The following is a 22,583-nucleotide window of genomic DNA, read 5'->3' as shown; positions in this document are numbered from 1 at the left end:
TATGCTGGGAACTGAACTGGCTTTGCTAACCTTAAATACACAATCAAAATGAGTATGCGAACATCACTATTTATTAAAGCAAAACCCACCATACCTTTAATCATCCAAGCTTTAAAATTTCAATACCTATAAAACTAGTAGGGTAGTGGGCACTGACAAACTCTAAAGTTAACAACTTGTTTAATTATTGTTCGGTTGATCAGTGACGCCGCACAAAACGCTTGCTGCCTTACCCATTCTTTGTATAATGCTTGGCATAGAGACAAAAGCAGTAAAAAAAGCTTTCGCTCTAAAGTGGTTTTTCTTTATCTTCTCGTGTTTAGAAGGTTAAAGAAAAATGAAGCCAGTATGATGGAATTGGTAGACATGACGGATTCAAAATCCGTTGCCTTCGGGCGTGGCGGTTCAAGTCCGCCTACTGGTACCACTTTTTAACCCTAGCCAATTGGTTAGGGTTTTTTTATGCCTGAAAAAAGTAGTTAGCGGACTTGAGCGCCACGCGAGGCGTGGCACTGAAGCAAGTAAAAGTCCGCCTACTGGTACCACTTTTTAACCCTAGCCAAATGGTTAGGGTTTTTTTATGTCTGAAAAAGTAGTCACCGGACTTGAGCGCCACGCGGGACGTGGCACTGAAGCAAGTAATAGTCCGCCTACTGGTACCACTTTTGAACCCTAGCCAAATGGTTAGGGTTTTTTTATGCCTGAAAAAAGTAGTTAGCGGACTTGATCGCCACGCGAGGCATGGCACTGAAGCAAGTAATAGTCCGCCTACTGGTACCACTTTTTAACCCTAGCCAATTGGTTAGGGTTTTTTTTATGTCTGAAAAAGCTACTAGCCATCAGCTGTCAGTTTTTAGCCGAGCGGTGCGGTTGTTGGGTTTTGAAACCACCCTCAGCCCCAAGGGGGTATTTTGCCTAGCACCCAGAGCCTAACACCTATAACTCAAATCTAAGTACTAATTCACCCCAGATTAAAATAACTTTTGTTCTATTTATAACCTGTAAACTTCAAACTATGCTTACTTTTGAAATAACCATGAAAAATGTATGCTTATTTGTTTGAAAGTTAATCGCTTTCGACTAGAGTACCATGGTGTTTAAGTGCTTAATATAATAGAATTTACCGTCTTTAGTTCAGGTTAAGTCAGACTCTTAGCGGAAAAAACGGTTGGGTGGCATAACATGGGTACATACGATTTAAAGCGTATTGTTGAAAGTATTTCAAATCTTAAAAGTGAGAACTTTTATAATGCAATATGCCTATCTTTATCAGAAGTGCTGGGTGCTTCGCATGTTTTTTTGGCTCAAGTCGATGAGTCAACTTTATATGCGACAACCATTGCTTTAGTTGCGCATGACGAAATAGTTGAAAACATCAGCTACGATATTCGCTGTACACCATGCAATGATGTCAGCTGTGGCAGTGTTTCAAGTTACAACTCAGGTGTTCAGCAGCTATTCCCTAATGATCAATTGCTTGTTGATATGGATATTGAAGCTTATGTGGGTGTGCCATTACAAAGCATTTCTGGCAAGACAAATACCATTCTGGTAGCGCTTTTTCAGCATGAAATAAGTGATGCGTTATCAATCGAATCTTTCTTTTCGTTATTTACAGGTTTAATCCAGCGTGAAATTGAAAAAGACCGTTTCATTGCTAAGCTAGATTTTTCTAATCAGTTAATAGAACAAAGCCACGAAGCTATTTTTATCTGCGACCACAATGTAGAAATTACCTATGCAAATACTGCCTTCACTAAAATGACGGGCTATTCGCTGGACGAAGTCTTAGGGGAAAACCCTAAAATTTTAAGTTCAAACCAGTATGATCCACATTTTTATAAAGCTATGTGGCACCAGATTAATACTGAGGGCAAATGGTCTGGTGAAATTACCAATAAAACTAAGCAAGGTAAGTTATATACGCAATTTTTATCAATAACCAAAATGCAAAATAATGCTGAGGATTGCTATGTGGCGTTTATTTTAGATATTACCGAGAAAAAAGAAGCTGAGCGAAAAATTTATTTTCACGCTAACCACGACCAACTTACAGGGTTAACTAATCGTTTTTACTTTAAAGAGTACTTGTGTACTTTAATTTCGTCTCTTGCATATCAAGATGAAGTAGATACAAACTTGGCAGTAATTTATTTTGATGTTGATAAATTTCAGAATATTAATACGGTATATGGCCTAACATTTGGTGACAAAGTCTTATGTAAACTAGCTGAGCGACTTGAAAGCTGTTTTAAAGAATCAGCCTTTTCACGAATAGATGGTGATAGCTTTGCTATTTTACAAACCTATCAACATATTAGTGAGCTAGAACATGTTTGTAAGCAAATTACAGCATTGTTGGTTGAGCCTTTTTCAATTGGTGGTATTAGCCAGCAAGTATATGTAACTCTTGGGATCAGCTGTTTTGAGCAACGTTATATTTCATCCTCTGAACATAAAATCGAAAAAATAGCACGCCGCTTGATAAGACAAGCTGAGCTTGCAACTCTCAATGCAAAGCAAGCTGGTACGGAGTATTTATTTTTCTGCACTGAAATGGATAACAAAATAAAAACACAAAACTTGCTTATAGATCAGCTAACTTTGGCAGTGAAAAACGACGAAATTGAAGTTTATTTTCAACCTATTATCGATATAGAAAATAACACGGTTGCTAAATTCGAGAGTTTAGTGCGTTGGAATAATCAAGGGCAATGGGTATCACCTGCGGAGTTTATTCCGTTAGCAGAAGAGTCTCGAGTGATTATTCCACTTGGTGAGCTGGTGTTGGTTAAAACTTGTCAGCAAATAAAAGCGTTAGAGCTGCAAGGTTATAACGATGTTGTTTTTAACGTAAATCGGTCTTTATTTGAGTTTACTGAGTTTAATCCTGAGCGTAATGCATGGCTTGAAATTATTAACAACCAAGGGGTTAAGCCGTCACAAATCTCTTTTGAATTAACTGAAAGTGTTTTAGCTCCTGAAAATACTAACCATCTCGATGTGCTTACTCAATTAAAAGAGGCGGGTTGCTTAATTTCATTGGATGATTTTGGTACCGGTTATTCATCTCTTAGCTATTTACGCCGTTTCCCTGTTGATGTACTCAAGCTTGATAAGTCTTTCATAGATGAAGTTCATGTTGATTTAGGTGACGAAGCACTGGTTAAATCGATTATCCAAATGAGTCGAGTATTGGGTATTAAGGTCGTTGCTGAAGGGGTTGAAGAGCGCGAGCAATTGGCGGTGCTTACCGAAGCAGGCTGCGATTATATCCAAGGCTATTACTTTTCTAAGCCATTACCAGCAAATGATGTAATACCATTTTTAACGCAATTTTCTCGAGAGCAGTAGATAATTACGGTATGATTTTGGTATCAAGCAGTTAGCAAAAGCTTACTATGTCAAAATTAACCGCAAAGCAAAACATCAAGGCGATTGCTACAGCCATTAAGGCCGAAGAGCAGTCGTTAAGAGCGCGTTACCCTATACTTAACCAACAAAATAAAATTGCGATGGTAATTCTGCTGGTGTCGTTGTGTTCACTATTCGGTGTTGCGACACTTTATTACTTAGCGGTTATTCCCTCGTGGCTTTGCATCATTCTGGCTGCCTTTATTACTTCAATATCGCATGAGCTTGAGCATGACCTTATCCATAAGCAGTATTTTAGTAATCGTCCTTTTATACATAACTTTATGATGTTAACCGTGTGGCTTATGCGGCCTAATACGGTGAACCCTTGGTATCGCAGAAAGATTCATTTACATCACCATAAAGTATCCGGCACCTCACAAGATTTAGAAGAGCGTTTAGTAGGCAATGGTATTAAGTCGCCCTTGTTGAGAGCTTTGGTCATTACTGATGGCTTGCTAGGTTTGTTAATCAATACCAAGCGATTTAAAAAAGAAATTAGTGGTTTTAAGTTCTTCCGTGTATTTAATGCGGGCTTTCCGATTGCTACTGCGTATTTTGCGATTCTTTACGGGGTAATTGCTTATTATGCAGTGCAGTTCGTACAGCCATTTACATTGCCGCCGTGGGGAGCTGAGTTATTGGCGATGGCAGAGTTTTTAATGGTGGTACTTATCGTGCCTAATATTATTCGTTCGAGTTCTCTTAACTTAGTGACATCTTCAATGCATTATTATGGCGGTGTAAATAATTTACTTGAGCAAACGCATGTGATCACCAGCCGTTGGTTTTTACCGTTTCAGCTATTCTGTTTTGATTTTGGCCGCACCCACACAATCCATCATTTTGTGCCGAATCAGCCCTTTTACATTAGGCAATTGATCAGCAAAAAAATACATCCTATTATGGCCCAGCATGGGGTACGGTTTAATGATTTACAAAGCTTGAAACACGCTAATCATTACCCTGTAAAAGAGCAGTCATCTCAACAAGGAGTTTAATATGAAGGTTACCGGTCGTTGTCATTGTGGTGAGGTAACTTACCATGCAAACGTTGATGAAAATAAAGTGATAAACTGTCACTGCACTGATTGCCAAATTATCTCAGGTGCGCCTTTTCGTACGGTTGTGGTGTCTGTGCCAGATGGAGTTACCTTTACAGGTGCTAAGCCAAAAGAATATATAAAAATAGCTGAAAGTGGCAACCAGCGTGCGCAAGGGTTTTGTGGTAATTGTGGTACAGCTTTGTACGCGACTTCTGTCGGTGCAGGTGAACGTATTTATGGCTTACGTATTGGCGCCGTAGAGCAAGCTGATGAGCTCATCCCTAAAGCGCATATTTGGTATCGCTCACATAAACCTTGGCTCGATAACCTTAGTAATATGAGTGCCTTTGAAACCGCCCCTAAATAGCTGTGGTTTCATATTTATTGCTGGCCGATGGTGATATTTCGGCCACTTAAGTAACCAAATAAAGCACACAATAGGCTAGATGCCATACACAGCCAAAGTGCTCCCGCCCAGTTGTTGAAATAACTATGTAAGGCGCCCGCAATAATAGGGCCTGTGGCAGCCAATAAATACCCGATACATTGCGCCATACCCGATAACGCAGCGGCTTGCATTGAGTCATGAGTACGTAGGCTTACAAATGATAAGCCCAAGATAAAACAGGCACCTGAGCAAAAACCTAAGGTGACTGACCAAAGCATCGCAAAACTAGGCGCAACTAATAATCCAGCAGAACAAAGCGCGCCAAGTAACGCTAAGCTTAGCGTTAAGATGCGTTGATCTTTTAATTTGGCAAGCAGAGGAATAAGCACAATACCTGGTAGCGCAGAGGCAACTTGAAAGGCGCCTTGCAAAGCGCCCGCGTGCTGCGCACTATGGCCACCTTCTATTAAAATGCTGGGTAGCCAACCAAGCATGATATAAGTGAAAAAGGAGTTAAAGCCGAGCAATAAGGTGATTTGCCAAGCCAGTGCAGAGTGCCAAATTTTGTTTTGTGTATTGTTTGACACATATGCCTGTTTTGGCATGGTATGTTGCTTAAGTTGTGGTAACCACACCATAATAGCCAGCACAACCAGTAAAGCATAACTGGCAAGCGCCAATTGCCAGCCAATTTCTTTGTATTCAGCGAGCGGAATGATGAGTGCTGAATAGCTGCCACCAAATATGCCCATCGCCAAAACATAACTCGACGTCATTACTGCCACTTTGTGTGGAAAGTCACGCTTTATTAGGCTTGGTAATAACACATTACCAATCGCGATACCGACACCAATTACAGCGGTGCCAATAAATAGCACGGTGGCAGAATCAATAACCCGAGAGACAACCCCTATACCTATGAGTACAAGGGCAATAAACAGTGATATTTCAAGGCCACACTTTTTAGCAAGACTTGCCGCCATAGGTGAGGCAATGGCAAACGCGATTAAAGGTAAAGTCGTCAACATGCCGGCTTGCGATGCATTTAACTGAAACTGTTCAATGATCTGTTCAAGTACCGGTGCAATGCCAGTGATCGGGGCTCGTAAGCTGGCTGCAATAAGAAAAATGCCCAGCACTAAAAGAAGGTTACGAATTAGATTTTGAGAAGATGTCACGCTGTTTAGAAGTAATAGCAAGAGGTACATTTATCATACCAAAACACGAAACAGCGTGGGTGAACTATGAGGTAGCTCACCAAAAAATGCGGTTATTTAAAACTGATAACTTGCTGATAACATGGCATTGCGCGGTCTACCCGGAAAGTATCGGTCGCCACTAAATGTAGTGTAGTCAGCACGCTCTGCGTAACGCTCGTCGGTTAAATTGTTTATTCGTGCCGTCACACTAAGGTTAGCTGTTAGCTGCCACGCCGCTCGTAAATTTACTAATGAGTGGCCTTGGTAACTATGCTGGTTTTCAGGATCAGTAAAGTAGCTGCTGGTGGTATGTAGCTCAAGACCAACACGTGTCATGTCGTTTGCTTGCCAAAGTAGCTGTAAGTTTGCGATGTTACGTGGAGCAGTATCAATAAGATTACCATTGATGTTAATCCCGCTGAGTACTTGGTCATAACTGTATGTATGTTTGGCGTGGCTTGCGGCTAACTGCATCGATAGACTTGGCGTAATGGCATAAGCTAACTCAAGCTCAACACCACGATGCTGAGTTTGGCCATCATTGACGTAATAAAAATCACTGTCGCGGAAAATGGTATTCTTTTTATTCATTGCATAAATGCTAACTACATAATGCAGCTGTGCTTGTTGACCTTTTAAACCAAGCTCTAGGTTTTTAGCTGTTTCAGATTTAAGATCTGCGACATTTTGTTCGCGTTGCAACTGATAAAGCTCTGCCGCTTGCGGTGCTCGATAACCTTCTGAAGCATTGGCGTAGATAAACTGGTTTTCAGCATATTGATAGCTTAAACCAAGCTTAGGTGAAAAGTTAGTAAAGCGATTTTCGCCGCTTTCTGGTCGAGAATAGCGACACCCACCCATGGCGCATGCTGTACCATCTTCTTTTGTGCGGCCAGCCAACATATGGTTGTCGTAGTCATAACGCATACGCTCGTATCGACCACCCAGGCTGATAAGTAACTCATCAAGTTGCCAATCAAGGTTCACAAACGGTGCTAATAGGGTGCTTGTTACTTGATAATCATAATGTTTGCCTTGAGGCACGGTGGCGACTAAAAATGCTGAGCCTTGAGTGGGACTGTCTTGATATTGTAAAAAGTCAGCATCTGTAAGCTCACCATCAAAACCAACAGTTAACAGGCTAGAGCCGGTTAACTTGTGCTGCCAGCTTGATTGTAGGCCAACACCTTGCTGAGCATTTTCTTCAAGGGGAGTACCCGGTAAAAAATGCTTAAAGAAGGTCATGTCTTGGTCGCGGATATAAGGCGTTAGGGTAAAGCTGTTAGCCTCATCTTGTGTCCAATTTAGCTTTGACCAAACACGCAAAGAGCGGGCTTTACGAAATGCATCAGGATCAAAATTAGACTGAGCTATTTGCTTATCCTTGTAGCTTTCAAAGCCCTCTATGTAGCCAGCTGTTTGTTGATCTAAATGGGTGTAAGTCAGGCCTGTACTTACACTTAGTTTTTCGCCATCAAAACGGTGACGTAGCGAGAGCTTTTCTTGGTCAACACTTTCGTCATCACGATAACCCGTATCTCGAGTAATAGTGGCATTAATACCTAAACCTTGTTGGCCAAAATCACGACCCGCACCTAGTTTGTAGCGGGTGTAGCCAAACGAGCCGTAATCAAAACCAAGTTGGTTGTGGTTATAGGTTGTATCTGGGGTGATCACGTTGACTACACCATGTACAGCGTTTGAACCATAAAGTGCAGAACCCGGGCCTTTCAGTACTTCGATGCGTTCAGCCATTTCAGTGTGGGCTTCGAATAATTCATTGATGTTGCAAAAACCAGCTGCGCGAAGTGGAATACCGTCTTCGGCAGTAAGTAAGCCACCGCATGCACCTGCGCCAGAAAGTACAGGCGAACGTAAAGCGGGTAAATACTCTTGGCCGTTACCGTGTTGAAGATTAGCACCAGCAACCTGTTTAAGGGCTTGTTCAATGTGAGTTGGAGCGATAAGCGCCAGTTGCTTCTGTGAAATACTGCTGACCACTACAGGCAATGGATCTGCCAATACTTCGCTGCGTGATGCGGTCGTTGTAATATGTTCTAGTTCATTATTTGCAATGGCTTGTTGGTTAAATAATGAGGTGCCCACAAGCACTGAAAGTATCGACAACTTCATGAAAACCCTTTGGTTAGGTACAACAAAAACCAAAGGGTATCTGCTTTTTAGGATGGGTAAAAGCTTTCTCGATTAATAACTTTGTCTGTTATGCACTACGGCGATGTACGGCAAAACCTGCCAGTACTGCCACTAACCAGAATAAGCTACTGCCGCCACTGCCATTTCTGTGTGTGACATTGGCTACTTTTTCTTCTTTTACGCGGGTTTTAAATTTCGCTAATTCAGCATCGAGATTCGTGATCATGTCATCAACAGCGCTATTAAAGCTTGCCAGCGACTGCTCTTTAGCGACTTCATCGATGCCAATTGCTGTACTGCGTTGCTCTGCTTTATGAATACCTGGCGCGCGAAACAGCATTTTTCGGCTTTTCACGTCAAATACGGCAGTATCTACAAAGGTTTGTACTGAGTTCTCATTGCCCGGAATCACATATAAACCAACAATCGTTAGATATAAAAATGCAGCGTTATTTTCTAAGCTTTGCGACACTTGGTCGTATGAAACAAGCGCCATAATATCCACATCATATAATCGAGATACTTGTTCTAATGCGGTAAATCCCTCGCTGCCTTTTAAATAAGTACTTGGGATCACTTCAATACGGTCTATGTAGTCATATTGCATAAACTGCTTTTTAACTTTATTTAGCAGTGCGATTTCATCACCATGATGCAAGCCATCATTGTACTTGTTAGGAATAAAGGCAATCCCTACCGTGGCTGGTAAGTTCAAAGTTGGAATCGTTGCTTGGTGTGCAGCTCTATCTTGTTGGTCTGGGTAAAGGTACTCAACCAATGAACTTGATTGCGTTTTTTGATTGCCATATTGGCTCATCATGGCACTACAGCCCGTTAGTGCAGTAATACTAATGACCAAACACCATTTTAGAACATTCATAAATTATCCTTATTATGTTGTGAGGAAGCCTTTGTTTATGTTGCAAATATAACGACAAACGCCTCAAACGAAACTGTAACTCAGACTCGATTTTTCGTAAATAGTGCCAAAGTAGTTTAAAGAAATGTAAAGAACGCCTTTCTAATACATTGATGTGTAAACAGTTACGTTTTTAAATTGTAACCCTTCATCTATGATTCAGGCTAAAACGTTAGGCTTTTTATCAAGAGCAAACGTTGAGGGTCTCTTTTATGAATAAATTAATTACTATCTCAGTTGCTGTTTTAGGTTTGAGTTTGATACCTATGGAAGCAAACGCGAAACATGATCGTGACCACGATAGATACGAACATAAGCACGAACGTAAAAAGCATAAAAAACATAAAAAACACCACAAACATCACCATCATCATGACAGACATGATCGTTACGATAGATACGACCATTACAGCTACCGTGACTTACCACCCGGTTTATACAAAAAAGTAGGGTATGGTGGTGGCTTACCACCTGGTTGGTATAAGCGTTATCACCATGGTGATATTCTTGACCGTGATATATATCGTCATGGGCGAGTGATTAAACGTCGCGACCGAAATGGCATTATTGCCATCGAAATCGATGACCGCCTTATTCATCTAGTACACGATACGCGAGAGATTTTATCAATCGTTACTCGCCATCGTTAATCCTGTCAAAAGCCGCTTAGCGGCTTTTTTATTAATTTTAATATATTGTTCAGACGTAAATGCTAGACTTGTAAGATAATAATAAATTTAACGAGGGAAGTTAATGATAATTACTTTAGGGGCAGTTGTATTCGCTTTACTGATAATTACCTTATTGCCATTTTCATATTCCCAACATTATTTAATTCGCAGTTGTGACTTTGTACGCTTGCAAGTGGTTTACCTTGCTTGTGCGAGTTTAATTGCTGCAAGCTATTTAATCAGTCGCACGGGCTCCGCGCCTTATATTGGTTGTGCTCTGGCGAGTATCGTCGTGTTGCTTTTACAAGTTGGCTGGATTTACCCTTACACAAGGCTCGCTAATAAAGAAGTTGCTTCAAGCAATAAAACCGATAAGCACAGTATTCGCATTATGTCGGCAAATGTACTGATGTCGAACAGCGAATATGACAAACTCATTGCTTTAGTTAACACGCACCAACCAGACTTACTCATTACGTTAGAGTCTGATCAAACTTGGCAGAATGAACTGAGCAGTTTAGAGCAAGAATACCCGTATCGAGTGTACTGCCCAAAAGATAATCGTTATGGTATGCACTTGTACAGCAAGTTTAAAATTAAACAACAGCAAGTTTGTGAGCTTATAGAAAGCGATATCCCCTCAATCCATATTTTGTTTGAAGATGCAGATGGCGTAGAAGTTCAAGGGCATTTTATTCATCCTGCACCTCCGAGCCCCACGGAAGAAGACAGCTCACGGCCGCGTGATACTGAACTAATTATCTTAGCAAAAGCACTTAAAAACAGACTGCGACCTTGTATTGTTGCAGGAGATCTAAATGATGTTGCTTGGTCGCGAAGTACCCGTTTGTTTATGCGTATTAGTGGCTTGTTAGACCCACGTAAAGGCCGCGGCTTTTTTAATACCTTTCATGCCAGTTATTTCTTTATGCGCTGGCCACTTGATCACCTTTTTCATAGTAATGAGTTTAGTGCTAAGCGTATTGAGCGTTTGGCAAAGTATGGCTCAGACCATTTTGCACTTCTTACAGAGCTTGTTTATAACCCCGATTCTGACAACCAAAAACAACAAGAGCAGATTGATAAAGAAAAAGCAGTGGATGAGTTAAAAATGCCAGCAGCCTCGAAGCAACAAGTGCCAATGTTTGAAAAACGATAACCTTATTCAGGGCGGACAATCAGATATAAAAAAGGGCTCTAATGAGCCCTTAATAGTGATTAGTCGTTGACCATAATGGTTTTGATATTAACAAATTCTCGTAGTCCAAAACCGCCATGTTCACGGCCATAGCCACTGTCTTTTACACCGCCAAATGGTAAGTTCGGTTGCGCAAGACTATAACCATTGATATTTACCATACCGGTGTCAAAGTGAAGCTTTGCAAGCTCAATGGCTGCTTGTTCATCTTTTGAGAAAATACCGCCGCCAAGACCATAGCGTGAATCATTAGCAATTTGCATTGCCTCAGCGTTATCTTTGGCTCGAATAAGTGATGCCACAGGGCCAAATAATTCATCGTCATAAGCGGGCATGCCCGGTTTGATATTTTCAAGCAAGGTCGGGGTGTAATAAAAGCCGGTGTGTTCAGCAACTTTACCGCCCGTGATAATAGTAGCACCTGCATTTACAGAGTCAGTGACTTGCTGATGAAGCTGATCGCGCAGATCTTTACGAGCCATTGGGCCAAGCGTGGTTTTTTCATCGTTCGGATCGCCAAGAACAACTTGCTCAAATTGCTCTTTGATTAGAGCTTTAAAATCATCATATAAAGCATCAACCACAATAAAGCGTTTTGCCGCAACACAGGTTTGTCCGTTGTTTATCAAACGACCTTGCGTACATGCGGTAATCGCCGTATTTAAATCAGCGTCATCAAGTACGATGTATGCATCGTTACTGCCTAATTCGAGCACGGTTTTCTTAACCTGTTTAGCTGCTCGCTCTGCGACTTTTTTGCCTGTGCCATCGCTGCCAGTAAAGGTTACACCACGAATCGCTGAGTGATCTATTAGTTCGCTTGCGGTTTTACCGTCAATAAGTAAGTTCTTAAAGCAATAATCGTCAAAACCAGCCAGTTTAAATAACTGTTCAATCTTTTCGGCCATGCCAAATACATTACCAGCATGTTTTAGCACTGTGGTGTTACCTGCCATAACATTCGCGCAAGCATAGCGAATGACTTGATATAGCGGGAAGTTCCATGGTTGAATACCAAGTATTACACCAATTGGTTGGTAACTAATAATTGCATGTCCGTCTTGCATATCTCGCTTTTCATCGCCAAGCACTTTTGGTCCCTGCTCAGCGGTATAACGACAAATTGCTGCACAAAGCTCAACCTCCTGAAGGCCCTGTTGGTAAATCTTACCCATTTCATCGGTCATTAGTTGTGCTAATTTTTGTTGATTAGAATCAATTACTTGTGCAAGTTTATTAAGTAATTTTGCGCGGTGCTCATGGGATGTAGTGCGCCATTTTAAAAATGCTTGATGACATCGGTCAACTTCACTCTGTGCTTGTTGCAGTGACAATAAGTTATAAGTCTTGATCGTTTGTTCATTAGTTGGATTGATTGTAGTAACAGTATCAGTCATCATTATCTCCTTACAAAGTTGTAGGAGCTAGTCTGCAAAGCTAATACCTATTTTTTGCCTTTTATAGCTTATTGTTTTAGAAGACTTTTATTTTTCAGTTAGCCTTTGAGAAGCTTAAACTTTGTAAAAACTGCATTAGGTTGAAAAACTTACAAGGAATATGTAATGACAAATTCTGTGTTAAAAACTGAACTTGCGATTATTCAAGCGCCGATGGCGGGTGTGCAAAATGCCAAACTGGCAGTCGCTGTGTGTGAAGCTGGAGGGCTTGGCTCTTTACCTTGCGCTATGCTCTCAGCAGAGCTGCTAAAATCAGAACTTGATTATCTTAGCCAGCATACTGATAAGCCTTACAATCTTAACTTTTTTTGTCATCAAACACCCGACTATACCCTGGCTCAGCAAACGGCTTGGCATAATCTGCTTACACCTTATTTTGATGAGTTTGCTGTCGATGTCTCACAATTTACCCGTAATGCTTCGCGCCAGCCAATTAATCAACAAATAATAGATATTATCGCACCTTACGCGCCTGCCGTTGTAAGCTTTCATTTTGGTCTACCAAGTAGAGAGATTGTTTCTCAAATAAAAGCGTGGGGCGGAACGGTTCTTTCATCAGCAACAACGTTAGATGAAGCGCGTTGGTTACAAACAAATGGAGCCGATGCGGTTATTGCACAAGGGATTGAAGCTGGCGGCCACCGCGGCCATTTTTTATCAATGGATTTATCGCTGCAACCAACCACTGCGCAATTAGTGCGAGAATGTGTAGAGCTTGATATACCTGTTATTGCAGCAGGTGGAATTTGCACGGCAGAAGATGTCGCCCAATACCAAGCATTAGGTGTCGCAGCAGTGCAGGTGGGGAGCGCTTACTTACTTTGTGAAGAAGCGACAACAAGTGCTTTACATCGTGAAGTATTAAAAACAGTTGCGCCAGACTCAACTGAATTGACGACCTTATTCTCTGGTCGTCCAGCACGAGGTATTAGCAATCGAGTCATGCAAGAGTTAGGAGCTATGCCAGAGCAAGCGCCGCCTTTTCCGTATGCGTCGATTGCGATGACCGCATTACGTGCAAAAGCTGAAGTCAAAGGCGATAGTGGTTTTTCACCACTTTGGTGTGGTGAACGCTTTATTGTTAGAGAAGGGATTAACGCCCAGCAAATAACTAGATTATTGATGCAAGGTTGGCAATCTTGAACGATGCTCAGTTACTTCCTCTTGGTGATAGCTACCATCAGTTAGCTTGTAAATTTCGTAATAAACTTGCTGGGCAATGCACAATTAAGCGATACGCCAAGGGAGATATTTTATTACAGCAAGGCGATGAGCAAGATGCGGGTTACTTAATTATATCAGGGGTGCTTGGTGCATTACATGCATCATCGCAAGGCACACAAAAGTGTAAAGAGTTTTACTTTCAAGATGAGTTTGCACTGCTTTATGGGAACTGGTTGACTAAAACCCCTGCGCTCTATCAACTCAAAGTAATACGTGATGCTGAGCTTATTAAGGTGCCTTTGGTTTTATTTGATAGTACTGACTGGCAAGCAATTAAATATCAATTAATTAGTCAGCAATTATTGTTTAAAGAAGCAAAAGAAGCGTTTTTATTACTCAATACGCCAGAGCAACGTTATCAATATTTATTAGATCAAAAACCGCACTGGCTTGAGCAATTAAGCTTAAACGATGTTGCTATGTATTTAGGGATTTCAGCGATTTCTTTATCGCGAATTAGACGGCGTCTTAACTTAAGTTAAGGCGCAGCAAAACAGTGAACATTACACTGCTGATTTTTCAGGAGTCGTTATGTTTATTTTATCTCAGTGCTTAGTTGCCATTGCCACATTACTCGATTTGGCTTCTTTTCAGTTTAAACAAAGACAAGCTATTTTAGCTTGTTTGTTTAGCTCAGTATTACTGACATCAGTGCATTTTATGCTGCTTGATAATTTCAGTGCTGCAAGCTTAATGTTGATTGCAGCACTACGTTATGGCTATTGTATTTTTGCGCGCAAAACTTGGGTGATGATAGCGTTTATGCTTTTGAGTATTAGCGCAGTACTATTAACATTGCATAGCTGGGTTAGCTTTATCGCACTGGCAGCAACGTTAATGCAAACCTATGCTTCATTCCAAGGCAAAGATTTTACCTTACGCCTGTTGATGATTGTCGGCACTGTGTGCTGGATAGTTCACAATTTATTAGCGTTTTCACCACTAGCAGTGGTAATGGAAACAGTGTTTTTAATAAGTAATTTAGTGGGCTTATGGCGCTTTTATGCTAACCCTAAGCCCGCTTAAATTTTATTTAAGACTTACCTAGCATGCGGCTCAGCATGCCATCTTTGTCAACAAACTGGTGTTTAAGTGCAGCAGCAACGTGTAAGGCTAAAATCACCACGATAATGAGCACAGAACTGTGGTGCACAAAGCTGCCTGCATCTGCAAGCCAAGGTGTTTTTTCTGGTGCGCTCAATAGCTCAAACTCAAAGAAGCTAATTGCACGACCGCCCGCATAGCTCATGATAAATCCAGATAACGGCATAGCTAGGGTCGCAAGTAATTATAAGCCATGAGTGAGGTGAGCAATTACGGTTTGCCATTTAGGCATGTCAGATGTTGCAGGTAATGCGCCTTCTTTTATGCGCCAAATAAGCCTTGCGATGGCAAAAACTAATACTACTAAGCCCATTGATTTATGCCATCCCATATAAGTAAATTTAGCGGGTGGCTCGGCAAAATCAGCAACATAAATGCCCATCGCAAATACGCCGATAAACAAAATGGCAACGGTCCAATGTAACAGGATGGTTGGCTTAGAAAGGGCAGCTACTTTACTCATGGTTGACTCTCATAATTGGCTTTAATTATAAGTATAGACTGCCCCAATGGCTGAGGGTTGCGTAAAGTAATGTAAAAAACTTAAAGAGTGTCAGCAATCAGCTTTAATAAAAAGGTCTCGCGCTGAATCGATAAGCCCTGTTTTTCACTCATTGCCATGGTGGTTTCGTTGTGTGCGATGGCATCAAATATATTCACCCACTTAGGTTGCATGCCATTTTGCACTTCGTAGTGCTCCATTTTTGGGTCAGCAAATTCATCGCTTATTTCACAAAAGTAGCAATAAGATTTGATATGAACACAGTCAAAGTCGTCTTTGTACCAAGGTCTGATTTCTTCGTATAAGCCTAGTGACTGCTTTATTTGAATTTGTTGTGCACCTGTTTCTTCATGAAGTTCTCGCAGGAGCCCTTGCTCAATACTTTCGCCTTTATCAACCCCGCCACCCGGTAAACTGTAGTCATCATAACGAGCGGTGTACAAAAGCAGTACTTGCTCGCCTTTTAATACGACGGCGCGAGCAGTGTTACGAATAAATACAGAGCCGTAGTCGCTTCCTAAACTTGGGTGAATAACTTTTCTTAATAACTTCATATGATTACAACTTAATAACTTAATATAAGTACAGCTCAGCTTAATATTGAGTAGGCAATAATAACCCGTTTCTAGTATTTTTCTCACTTTTTACCCTAAAGTGGAACTAAATGCAGTAATATGGTCGTAATATGAATTCAATTAGTATCTAACGCGCTTTATTTTATTTTTATTGGAACTAAGCGTAGAATGATTAAAAAAGCTTATGGAATAAATATGTTAAACGTACTTTTAGTTGATGATGACAGTGAGTTTAGTGATGTAGTTTGTCACATTGTTGAGTTCCTCGGGCACAATATAAATACCGCAGCGAACCTTGCTGAAGCTGAGCAATGGTTTGAAAACAACACGTTTGACCATGTTTTTTTAGATTTTATGTTGCCAGATGGCAGCGGTCTACATTTGCTTGAGCACTTAAAAGCAATCGGTCAATCGCCTCGTGTTACGTTAATTTCAGGGCACCCTTCAGTAAAGGGTAAGTTGGCTGAAATGTGTGAGCCTAATGTTGGTCACCTAGTCAAACCACTACAACGAGAAGATATAGAACGGGTACTCAACCCGAAAAAAGCAAGTCCTAAGAAAAAAGCAACGCCAGCTATAAAGCGCCACTTTGGCACCTTAATTGGTGAATCTGAGGTGATGCAAAAGCTTTACACTATGATTGAGCGTGTTGCAGCAACTTCTGCCAATGTAATGTTGATGGGTGAAAGTGGTGCTGGTAAAGAAGTGGTTGCTCAGGCAATTCACAACGCCACTGAGTGTGATGGCCCTTTAGTAGCAACTAACTGTGGTGCATTTTCTAAAGAGCTGATTGGTAGCGAACTTTTCGGCCATGAAAAGGGCGCATTTACAGGCGCTATTGCACGTAAAGAGGGGGTGTTTGAGCAAGCTGCTGGTGGTACTTTGTTTTTAGATGAAGTGACAGAAATGCCCATTGATATGCAGCCAAACTTACTACGTGTACTCGAAAGTAAAAAAGTAACTCGAGTGGGTGGAACCAAAGAGCAAGCGGTAAATTGCCGCGTTATTTCTGCAACCAACCGCACCTTGACCGACCTTGCGCAAAATAATGTTATTCGTGAAGACATTTACTTTCGTTTAGCGGTATTCCCTATTGATATTCCACCGCTTCGTGAGCGCAAAGAAGATATTCCATTGCTTGCCAATGCTTTTTTAGAGCAGCTTAATGATGAAAACGGCACCGACTTTAAATGGCAAGCAGCGCAAATCAAAGAACTTGAGGCACATGATTGGCCTGGTAACGTGCGTGAACTTCGCCATGCTATACACCGTGCCTTTATCATGAGTGACCCTAAAGGCTCCGTTATTACTTTACCTGATTCGTTAGAATCACCGTTTTCTAAAGTGAATAAAGAGAGCCAAGCAAACCAAGTTGTTGCAGGGCAAACCATTGAAGAAGTTGAAAAAGAATTGATCCACGCGACTTTAGATAAAGTACAAGGTAATAAGACGATTGCAGCACAAATGCTGGGGATCAGTACGAAAACACTTTATAACCGTTTAAATGCTTATGGAGGCATTGGCGAATACAAATAACAAAGGATAGCTATGAATAATAACGAGTCTTTACGAAAAATGGTGCACGATGCCCGTGCGCCACTGAACCGTATTTCGATGAATGCAGAGTTAGTTAAGCTCGTATTAGAAAATGATATGCCTAAGCAAAAAGCACTTGAGGCATTGAATAAAATTATCGCTAATTGTCAGCAGTGCAGTGAGCACTTACAGGAAATAAGCGACACTCACGCAGTTGATTAAGCACTTAAAAACTGGGAAGCAAATGCAAAAACAAAAAGGAAAAATAGCAGTCAGTTGGGCTGGCTTTATTGCTGTGGTGCTTTGTATTGTGGTGGCTAATGCGTTTTTAGCCCTTAATAGCATTCGCTCACTCACCGAAACACAAAGTAGTCTTGATAACACCAACTCGCTTAACACCGCGATTGAGCGTTTGCATTTATCTGTGGTGCAAGCTGAGTCAGGTCAGCGTGGTTATTTACTTACTGACCGAGAAGATTATTTACTGCCTTACAATGATGCTATCGCTTCAATGCAAGCTCAGATCATGCTTGTGAAAAGTCTGCATTCTGAAATTGAAGGTCAAGCAGACCGCATTGCTCGTTTAATTCATTTAGTAAACGATAAAGTCGCGGTGATGACTAAAACCACCGATCTGGCCCTTGCAAATAAAGACGTTAAAGCTCGTCGCTTGTTATTAACAGACCAAGGTCGTGATTTATATAAAGATATTCGCACTGCAGTTGATGAAATTCAAATGCGTGAACTGAACTTTAAAATAGAGCAGTTTGCAAAGCTCTCACAAATTAGAAACGAAGCGAAGTTAACATTTGCGATTACGGCTGTGACCAGTACCTTATTGATAATAGGTATGTTTGTATTAACTCGTATCAACTTACGCAATCAAGCTAAGTACCGAGCTGACCTTGAAAAACAAAACGAAAACTTGGCGGCAAAGGTTGCAGAACGCACCCAAGAGTTAACCATCTATTCAGATGAGTTAAGTCGCTCAAATAGAGAGCTTGAAGACTTTGCCTTTGTTGCAAGTCATGATTTACAAGAACCACTGCGTAAGATTCAAGCCTTCAGTGACCGCCTTGAAAAGATGTTTAAAGATGAGCTCGGCGAAAAAGGGGTTGATTACATTAATCGTATGAAAAATGCCGCTCAGCGTATGTCTAATTTAATCAATGACCTACTTGAATTCTCACGCGTAACCACTCGTGGTAAGGACTTTGTTGATACAGATTTGAATGAAGTCGTTGCAGAGGTACTTGATGATCTTGAAATCGCAATAAAAGAATCTGAGACCACGGTTAACCTCGATACCTTACCGCATATTCAAGCAGACCCGAGTCAAATGCTACAGCTGTTCTTAAACATTCTGTCGAATGCAGTAAAGTTTAGACGTGAGAATGTTGCGCCTGTGATTGATATTGCATATCAGCGAATTTCAGAATTTAGCGAAGTTCATCACACTGATGTAGAGTGGGAAGTTATTACAATTTCAGATAACGGAATTGGCTTTTCAGAAGAATATCTAGAAAAAATATTTGTTCCGTTCCAGCGGTTACATGGCCGTTCGCAATACAAAGGCACAGGCATAGGACTATCGGTTTGTCGCCGTATTGTGGAGCGTCATGGCGGAGAAATAACAGCAAGTAGTCGCGTTGGTGAGGGTGCAAGCTTCACTCTTAAATTACCCGTGGAAACATCGCTTTTCACACTACAAGGAGAGGCGTAATGCCACTTAATAAAGTTAAACCAATAACCATTTTAATGGCTGATGACGACGAAGATGATCGTTTATTAACCCAAGATGCATTAGCCGAAAGCCGTGTATTAAACGAGTTGTTTTTTGTTGAAGACGGTGTAGAACTGCTTGAATACCTTGAGCGTAAAGGCAAATTTAGTGAAAAAGAAAGCTCACCGCGCCCGGGCTTGATTTTACTCGATTTGAATATGCCGCGTATGGACGGCCGTGAAGCTTTACAAGCAATCAAAGCTAACCCTAACTTGAAGGGTATTCCGGTGGTGATTTTAACTACATCAAAACAAGAAGAAGATATGGTTAAAGGCTACGACTTAGGGGCTGCATCATACATTACTAAGCCAGTTACTTTTGAAGGTTTAGTCGAGTTAATGCAAACATTAGGGAAATACTGGGTAGAGTTTGTAGAGCTGCCAACACCACAGAACGATTAATTCCAATTTGCGATAATATTTTATTAAGCAAATTGCTATAAGGAATAAGAATGTTAGATAAGGTAACCCGATTACTCTTAGTAGAAGACGACGAAGACGATTATATTCTTACTTGCGACTACCTAGAGCAATTAGGTTCCCATACATTCGATGTTGAGTGGTTAAGTTGCCCTGAACAGGCCATCAGTGTGCTGAGCGAAAACAAGCATGATATTTGTTTGTTAGATTATCGTTTAGGTGCCTCTGATGGTTTAGAAGTGCTAAAACGGGCCGTTGATAATGGTTTTCGCGGTCCGATTATCATGCTTACCGGGCAATCAGATGAAGCTCTCGATTCTGCAGCGCTTGATGCCGGTGCGGTTGATTACCTTGTTAAAAACGAGATGAACTCTAGCCGTTTTGCCCGCGCTATTCGTTATGCGTTAGCACGACGAGATGTTGAAGATGAGCGTGTTGAACGCTTAAAAGCTGAAGCAGAAAACCGTTCTAAAGACCGTTTTTTGGCGCATTTAAGCCATGAGTTACGTACGCCCCTGTCATCCATCTTGGGTTATACCGAGTTACTAATGCAAAGTGGTAAGAACCAGCATGCCCAAAACGAGCTGGGTGTGATTTACCGAAATGGTAAGCATCTTCTGAGCTTACTTAATGATGTGCTCGACCTATCAAAAATTGCTGCTGATAAACTTGAGCTCAATTGCAGTGATGTCAATTTAGATAGCCTAATGGCGGACGTTTATACCTTAATGCGCGTCTCAGCGGTTGATAAAGGCTTAACACTTAAATTTGAATCTCAGCAAGCCTTACCTTTAGTTGTCAACACAGACGCGACGCGGTTACGCCAAATCCTGATTAACATCATCAACAATGCAATTAAGTTTACTAACCAAGGCGAGATCACAGTGCGTGCTTGGACTGCTTGGGTTAATGAGCGCGAAATGCTGTTTTTTAGTATTAAAGACACAGGTCTTGGAATCCCAGCCGAAAAACAAGCTTTGATCTTTAAACCATTTGAACAAATTGCTGATGTAGAATCCCGAGATGTCGGTGGAGCAGGGCTTGGCCTTGCCATTTGTTCTGAGCTACTTAATCGAATGCAAGGCTCAATTGAGCTTGAGTCTACGCAAGGTGTGGGCTCAGAATTTACCCTTTCTATCTACCCGGGCAACATTCGTGATGTTGAGCGCCAAGTACTGCGTTTTGATTCAAACCCAGATTGCCAACAAAAATTAGCCACCCTTGAAACCAGTGGTCGGGTATTAGTGGTCGACGACTTAAAAGATTTACGTAACCTAGTAGGTCATATGATCACTATGACCGGTGCTGAAGTGGAATACGCAGAACACGGTAAACAAGCTATTGAGAAAGTCGCTAATGCAGAACAAGCGGGTGAGCCTTTTGATATTGTTTTTATTGATTTGCATATGCCGGTTATGGGCGGTAAAGAAGCCACTATTGAACTTCGTAAAATGGGTTATCAAGGGCCAATTATCGCGCTTACTGCGGCCACTATGAAAGGGGTGAAAACTGAGTTAAGCGCACTGGGTTTTAACGATATGATTGCCAAGCCGGTTGATTCTGGGTTGCTTTACCAAGTGCTTAATCATTATATTTGCGAAGGCAATACTGCACCTGTGATTGAGCAAGACGACAGCCCTGAAATGACCAACCAGAGCACGCGTTATTTATTGGTTGAAGACGACAGTGATGCGGCACAGATTACCCAATTATTGCTTGAAAGCTTAGGTGTTGAAACTGTCATAGCGCCAAGTTGTGCTGCGTGTCTTGAGACACTGAGTGACGACCAAAATTTTGCTAAAGTATTACTCGATATGCATTTGCCTGATGGTGGAGGGCTAGATTTAGCAAAAGAAATTAAACAGCGCCACCCCGACTTAAAATTAGTCATTGTAAGTGGCGCCGAACCAGAGCCAGAAAGAATTAAACAACTTGATATAGAACAAGTGCTGTTAAAACCGATTAATCTTGGCTTGTTATCCGAGCTTATTGCTGACTAATTGAATGCCTGACTACTAGTTCAGGTTCAAATAGCGTTTGTAACGGCGGTGTTTGTTTTTGATAAACTTGGTTTAACACCCAGTCAGCAGCCATGCGGCCCATTTCATTTATGGGGTAATTAATGGTGGTTAATTGTGGGTAAACGTGACGGGTGAAAAACACGTTATCGTAGCCCATAATCGACAATTGCTTAGGTAACGTTAGCCCTAAATCACGTGCGCTTGCCATGGCACCCACTGCCATTTCATCATTAGCACAGATAAGCGCCGTGAATGGATGCGTTTGTTGATGAAGTGCTTTTAACCCCTCATAACCGCTCGCTTCCATGAAATCACCTTGAAATAAGAGGTTTTCATCAAACTCAAGGTTAAACTCAGCAAGCGCTTGTTTGTGGCCTTCTAGGCGGTCTTTGGCATCTTGCTTCCAAGCTGGTCCACTGATGTAGGCAATGTCTTTATGACCTTGTTCTAGAACATGTTTAGTCGCTAGATATCCGCCTTTTATATTATTAAGCAAAATGCAGCGGTCACTGAGTTCGCTGATATAGCGGTTGATTAGTACAAACGGAGTACGGCCTTTGCTAAGTTTAATTAGGTAGTCGTCGCTGACTGCTTCAACATGCAAAATAAGCGCATCGCAGTTACGGCTAATTAAAAATTCAATCCCTTGTTTTTCTCGTTCTTCATCACTGTGACCTGCAGCAATAATCAGGTGTTTGCCTTGATTACGAAAGGTATTTTCAATGCCGCTCATCATAGGCCCGTAAAATGGGCCTTGTAATTCAGAGACCAGTAGACCAACACTGTTCGAGCAATTTGATGCCAGTGACTGAGCAATTGAGTTAGGTCTATAGCCAAGCTCATCCATTGCGGCAGTGACCTTTTTACGTGTTGCATCACTGACATTTGCATTGTTGTTCATTACTCGCGAAACGGTTGCAAGAGAAACGCCTGCAAGTTTCGACACCTCGTAAATGGTGGCCATGTTATTCCT

At 41.4% G+C, this 22,583-nt stretch carries 19 protein-coding genes, 1 tRNA gene and 1 pseudogene; 14 read left to right on the top strand and 7 right to left on the bottom strand.

What is annotated here, in order from left to right; translation table 11 throughout:
* The first annotated feature begins 342 nt into the window (after positions 1-342).
* From L1266_RS06985 to L1266_RS06970, 4 genes are all read left to right on the top strand, one after another.
* Positions 343-427: transfer RNA gene (locus L1266_RS06985), tRNA-Leu, on the top strand.
* Between the two features lie 755 nt (positions 428-1,182).
* On the top strand, positions 1,183-3,354 hold the full coding sequence (locus tag L1266_RS06980; RefSeq protein ID WP_054552627.1) for a putative bifunctional diguanylate cyclase/phosphodiesterase: 2,172 nt from the start codon (positions 1,183-1,185) through the stop codon (positions 3,352-3,354).
* Between the two features lie 47 nt (positions 3,355-3,401).
* Entirely contained in the window at positions 3,402-4,415 is a 1,014-nt protein-coding gene (locus tag L1266_RS06975) for a fatty acid desaturase (RefSeq protein ID WP_235377163.1), read from the top strand.
* Position 4,416: 1 nt separating this feature from the next.
* Positions 4,417-4,827: a GFA family protein gene (locus tag L1266_RS06970; RefSeq protein ID WP_054552625.1), complete on the top strand. Its 411-nt coding sequence runs from the start codon at positions 4,417-4,419 to the stop codon at positions 4,825-4,827.
* A gap of 14 nt (positions 4,828-4,841) precedes the next feature.
* Here the strand turns inward: L1266_RS06970 and L1266_RS06965 are convergent, their stop codons facing one another.
* From L1266_RS06965 to rhlP, 3 genes are all read right to left on the bottom strand, one after another.
* Positions 4,842-6,056, bottom strand: coding sequence for an MFS transporter (locus L1266_RS06965; protein ID WP_235377162.1), 1,215 nt, complete (start codon positions 6,054-6,056; stop codon positions 4,842-4,844).
* Between the two features lie 66 nt (positions 6,057-6,122).
* Entirely contained in the window at positions 6,123-8,180 is a 2,058-nt protein-coding gene (locus L1266_RS06960; RefSeq protein WP_235377161.1) for a TonB-dependent receptor, read from the bottom strand.
* A gap of 88 nt (positions 8,181-8,268) precedes the next feature.
* A complete protein-coding gene (rhlP, locus tag L1266_RS06955) occupies positions 8,269-9,081 on the bottom strand; it encodes a rhombotarget lipoprotein (protein WP_235377160.1) in 813 nt (270 codons plus the stop codon).
* A 251-nt stretch (positions 9,082-9,332) separates the two neighbouring features.
* On the opposite strand from rhlP, the gene L1266_RS06950 reads away from it, so the two are divergent.
* Both L1266_RS06950 and L1266_RS06945 read left to right on the top strand, forming a co-directional pair.
* Positions 9,333-9,770, top strand: a complete 438-nt coding sequence (locus tag L1266_RS06950; RefSeq protein WP_054552621.1) for a hypothetical protein — start codon at positions 9,333-9,335, stop codon at positions 9,768-9,770.
* Between the two features lie 103 nt (positions 9,771-9,873).
* Positions 9,874-10,950 (top strand): endonuclease/exonuclease/phosphatase family protein, encoded by a 1,077-nt coding sequence (locus tag L1266_RS06945; RefSeq protein ID WP_235377159.1) that lies wholly within the window; start codon positions 9,874-9,876, stop codon positions 10,948-10,950.
* A 59-nt stretch (positions 10,951-11,009) separates the two neighbouring features.
* Here the strand turns inward: L1266_RS06945 and L1266_RS06940 are convergent, their stop codons facing one another.
* Complete coding sequence (locus L1266_RS06940; RefSeq protein WP_235377158.1) at positions 11,010-12,386, bottom strand: NAD-dependent succinate-semialdehyde dehydrogenase; 1,377 nt, start codon at positions 12,384-12,386, stop codon at positions 11,010-11,012.
* Between the two features lie 165 nt (positions 12,387-12,551).
* Between L1266_RS06940 and L1266_RS06935 the strand changes: the two genes are divergently transcribed.
* From L1266_RS06935 to L1266_RS06925, 3 genes are read left to right on the top strand one after another with little or no spacing between them, the layout of a single operon-like run.
* A complete protein-coding gene (locus L1266_RS06935) occupies positions 12,552-13,589 on the top strand; it encodes an NAD(P)H-dependent flavin oxidoreductase (RefSeq protein WP_054552617.1) in 1,038 nt (345 codons plus the stop codon).
* Positions 13,586-14,152 carry a Crp/Fnr family transcriptional regulator gene (locus L1266_RS06930; RefSeq protein ID WP_054552616.1) on the top strand — a complete coding sequence of 189 codons (567 nt, stop codon included), beginning with the start codon at positions 13,586-13,588 and terminating at the stop codon, positions 14,150-14,152. The genes L1266_RS06935 and L1266_RS06930 overlap by 4 nt, the downstream gene beginning before the upstream one ends.
* Positions 14,153-14,201: 49 nt before the next feature.
* Entirely contained in the window at positions 14,202-14,696 is a 495-nt protein-coding gene (locus tag L1266_RS06925) for a YgjV family protein (protein ID WP_054552615.1), read from the top strand.
* 7 nt (positions 14,697-14,703) lie between these two features.
* On the opposite strand, the pseudogene L1266_RS06920 reads toward L1266_RS06925, so the two are convergent.
* Both L1266_RS06920 and L1266_RS06915 read right to left on the bottom strand, forming a co-directional pair.
* Positions 14,704-15,237 (bottom strand): annotated as a pseudogene (locus tag L1266_RS06920) (cytochrome b).
* Between the two features lie 80 nt (positions 15,238-15,317).
* Positions 15,318-15,830: an NUDIX hydrolase gene (locus L1266_RS06915; protein ID WP_235377157.1), complete on the bottom strand. Its 513-nt coding sequence runs from the start codon at positions 15,828-15,830 to the stop codon at positions 15,318-15,320.
* A gap of 216 nt (positions 15,831-16,046) precedes the next feature.
* On the opposite strand from L1266_RS06915, the gene L1266_RS06910 reads away from it, so the two are divergent.
* Genes L1266_RS06910 through L1266_RS06890 form a run of 5 tightly spaced genes read left to right on the top strand, consistent with a single transcriptional unit; the run spans position 16,047 to position 21,589 of the window.
* On the top strand, positions 16,047-17,387 hold the full coding sequence (locus tag L1266_RS06910) for a sigma-54-dependent transcriptional regulator (RefSeq protein ID WP_054552612.1): 1,341 nt from the start codon (positions 16,047-16,049) through the stop codon (positions 17,385-17,387).
* Positions 17,388-17,399: 12 nt separating this feature from the next.
* On the top strand, positions 17,400-17,609 hold the full coding sequence (locus L1266_RS06905; RefSeq protein ID WP_235377156.1) for a histidine kinase: 210 nt from the start codon (positions 17,400-17,402) through the stop codon (positions 17,607-17,609).
* A gap of 22 nt (positions 17,610-17,631) precedes the next feature.
* On the top strand, positions 17,632-19,110 hold the full coding sequence (locus L1266_RS06900; protein WP_235377155.1) for a sensor histidine kinase: 1,479 nt from the start codon (positions 17,632-17,634) through the stop codon (positions 19,108-19,110).
* A complete protein-coding gene (locus tag L1266_RS06895; RefSeq protein WP_054552609.1) occupies positions 19,110-19,571 on the top strand; it encodes a response regulator in 462 nt (153 codons plus the stop codon). Before L1266_RS06900 ends, L1266_RS06895 begins: the two co-directional genes overlap by 1 nt.
* Positions 19,572-19,621: 50 nt before the next feature.
* On the top strand, positions 19,622-21,589 hold the full coding sequence (locus tag L1266_RS06890; protein ID WP_235377154.1) for a response regulator: 1,968 nt from the start codon (positions 19,622-19,624) through the stop codon (positions 21,587-21,589).
* Here the strand turns inward: L1266_RS06890 and L1266_RS06885 are convergent.
* A complete protein-coding gene (locus L1266_RS06885; RefSeq protein WP_138600360.1) occupies positions 21,576-22,574 on the bottom strand; it encodes a LacI family DNA-binding transcriptional regulator in 999 nt (332 codons plus the stop codon). The genes L1266_RS06890 and L1266_RS06885 overlap by 14 nt on opposite strands.
* Between the last annotated feature and the right edge of the window lie 9 nt (positions 22,575-22,583).

This window comes from Pseudoalteromonas sp. Cn5-37 (assembly GCF_021532495.1).
Classification (GTDB): Bacteria; Pseudomonadota; Gammaproteobacteria; order Enterobacterales; family Alteromonadaceae; genus Pseudoalteromonas; species Pseudoalteromonas simplex.
This window is presented reverse-complemented; position numbering and strand designations above follow the sequence as displayed.

Excerpts from the sequence above, each read along its gene's own strand:
- L1266_RS06905 (WP_235377156.1), top strand. The coding sequence starts at position 17,400 with ATGAATAATAACGAGTCTTTACGAAAAATGGTGCACGATGCCCGTGCG.
- L1266_RS06975 (WP_235377163.1), top strand. The coding sequence starts at position 3,402 with ATGTCAAAATTAACCGCAAAGCAAAACATCAAGGCGATTGCTACAGCC.
- L1266_RS06910 (WP_054552612.1), top strand. The coding sequence starts at position 16,047 with ATGTTAAACGTACTTTTAGTTGATGATGACAGTGAGTTTAGTGATGTA.
- L1266_RS06950 (WP_054552621.1), top strand. The coding sequence starts at position 9,333 with ATGAATAAATTAATTACTATCTCAGTTGCTGTTTTAGGTTTGAGTTTG.
- L1266_RS06970 (WP_054552625.1), top strand. The coding sequence starts at position 4,417 with ATGAAGGTTACCGGTCGTTGTCATTGTGGTGAGGTAACTTACCATGCA.
- L1266_RS06965 (WP_235377162.1), bottom strand. The coding sequence starts at position 6,056 with ATGTACCTCTTGCTATTACTTCTAAACAGCGTGACATCTTCTCAAAAT.
- L1266_RS06885 (WP_138600360.1), bottom strand. The coding sequence starts at position 22,574 with ATGGCCACCATTTACGAGGTGTCGAAACTTGCAGGCGTTTCTCTTGCA.
- L1266_RS06935 (WP_054552617.1), top strand. The coding sequence starts at position 12,552 with ATGACAAATTCTGTGTTAAAAACTGAACTTGCGATTATTCAAGCGCCG.
- L1266_RS06945 (WP_235377159.1), top strand. The coding sequence starts at position 9,874 with ATGATAATTACTTTAGGGGCAGTTGTATTCGCTTTACTGATAATTACC.
- L1266_RS06890 (WP_235377154.1), top strand. The coding sequence starts at position 19,622 with ATGTTAGATAAGGTAACCCGATTACTCTTAGTAGAAGACGACGAAGAC.
- L1266_RS06895 (WP_054552609.1), top strand. The coding sequence starts at position 19,110 with ATGCCACTTAATAAAGTTAAACCAATAACCATTTTAATGGCTGATGAC.
- L1266_RS06925 (WP_054552615.1), top strand. The coding sequence starts at position 14,202 with ATGTTTATTTTATCTCAGTGCTTAGTTGCCATTGCCACATTACTCGAT.
- L1266_RS06980 (WP_054552627.1), top strand. The coding sequence starts at position 1,183 with ATGGGTACATACGATTTAAAGCGTATTGTTGAAAGTATTTCAAATCTT.
- L1266_RS06940 (WP_235377158.1), bottom strand. The coding sequence starts at position 12,386 with ATGACTGATACTGTTACTACAATCAATCCAACTAATGAACAAACGATC.
- L1266_RS06900 (WP_235377155.1), top strand. The coding sequence starts at position 17,632 with ATGCAAAAACAAAAAGGAAAAATAGCAGTCAGTTGGGCTGGCTTTATT.
- L1266_RS06915 (WP_235377157.1), bottom strand. The coding sequence starts at position 15,830 with ATGAAGTTATTAAGAAAAGTTATTCACCCAAGTTTAGGAAGCGACTAC.
- L1266_RS06960 (WP_235377161.1), bottom strand. The coding sequence starts at position 8,180 with ATGAAGTTGTCGATACTTTCAGTGCTTGTGGGCACCTCATTATTTAAC.
- rhlP (WP_235377160.1), bottom strand. The coding sequence starts at position 9,081 with ATGAATGTTCTAAAATGGTGTTTGGTCATTAGTATTACTGCACTAACG.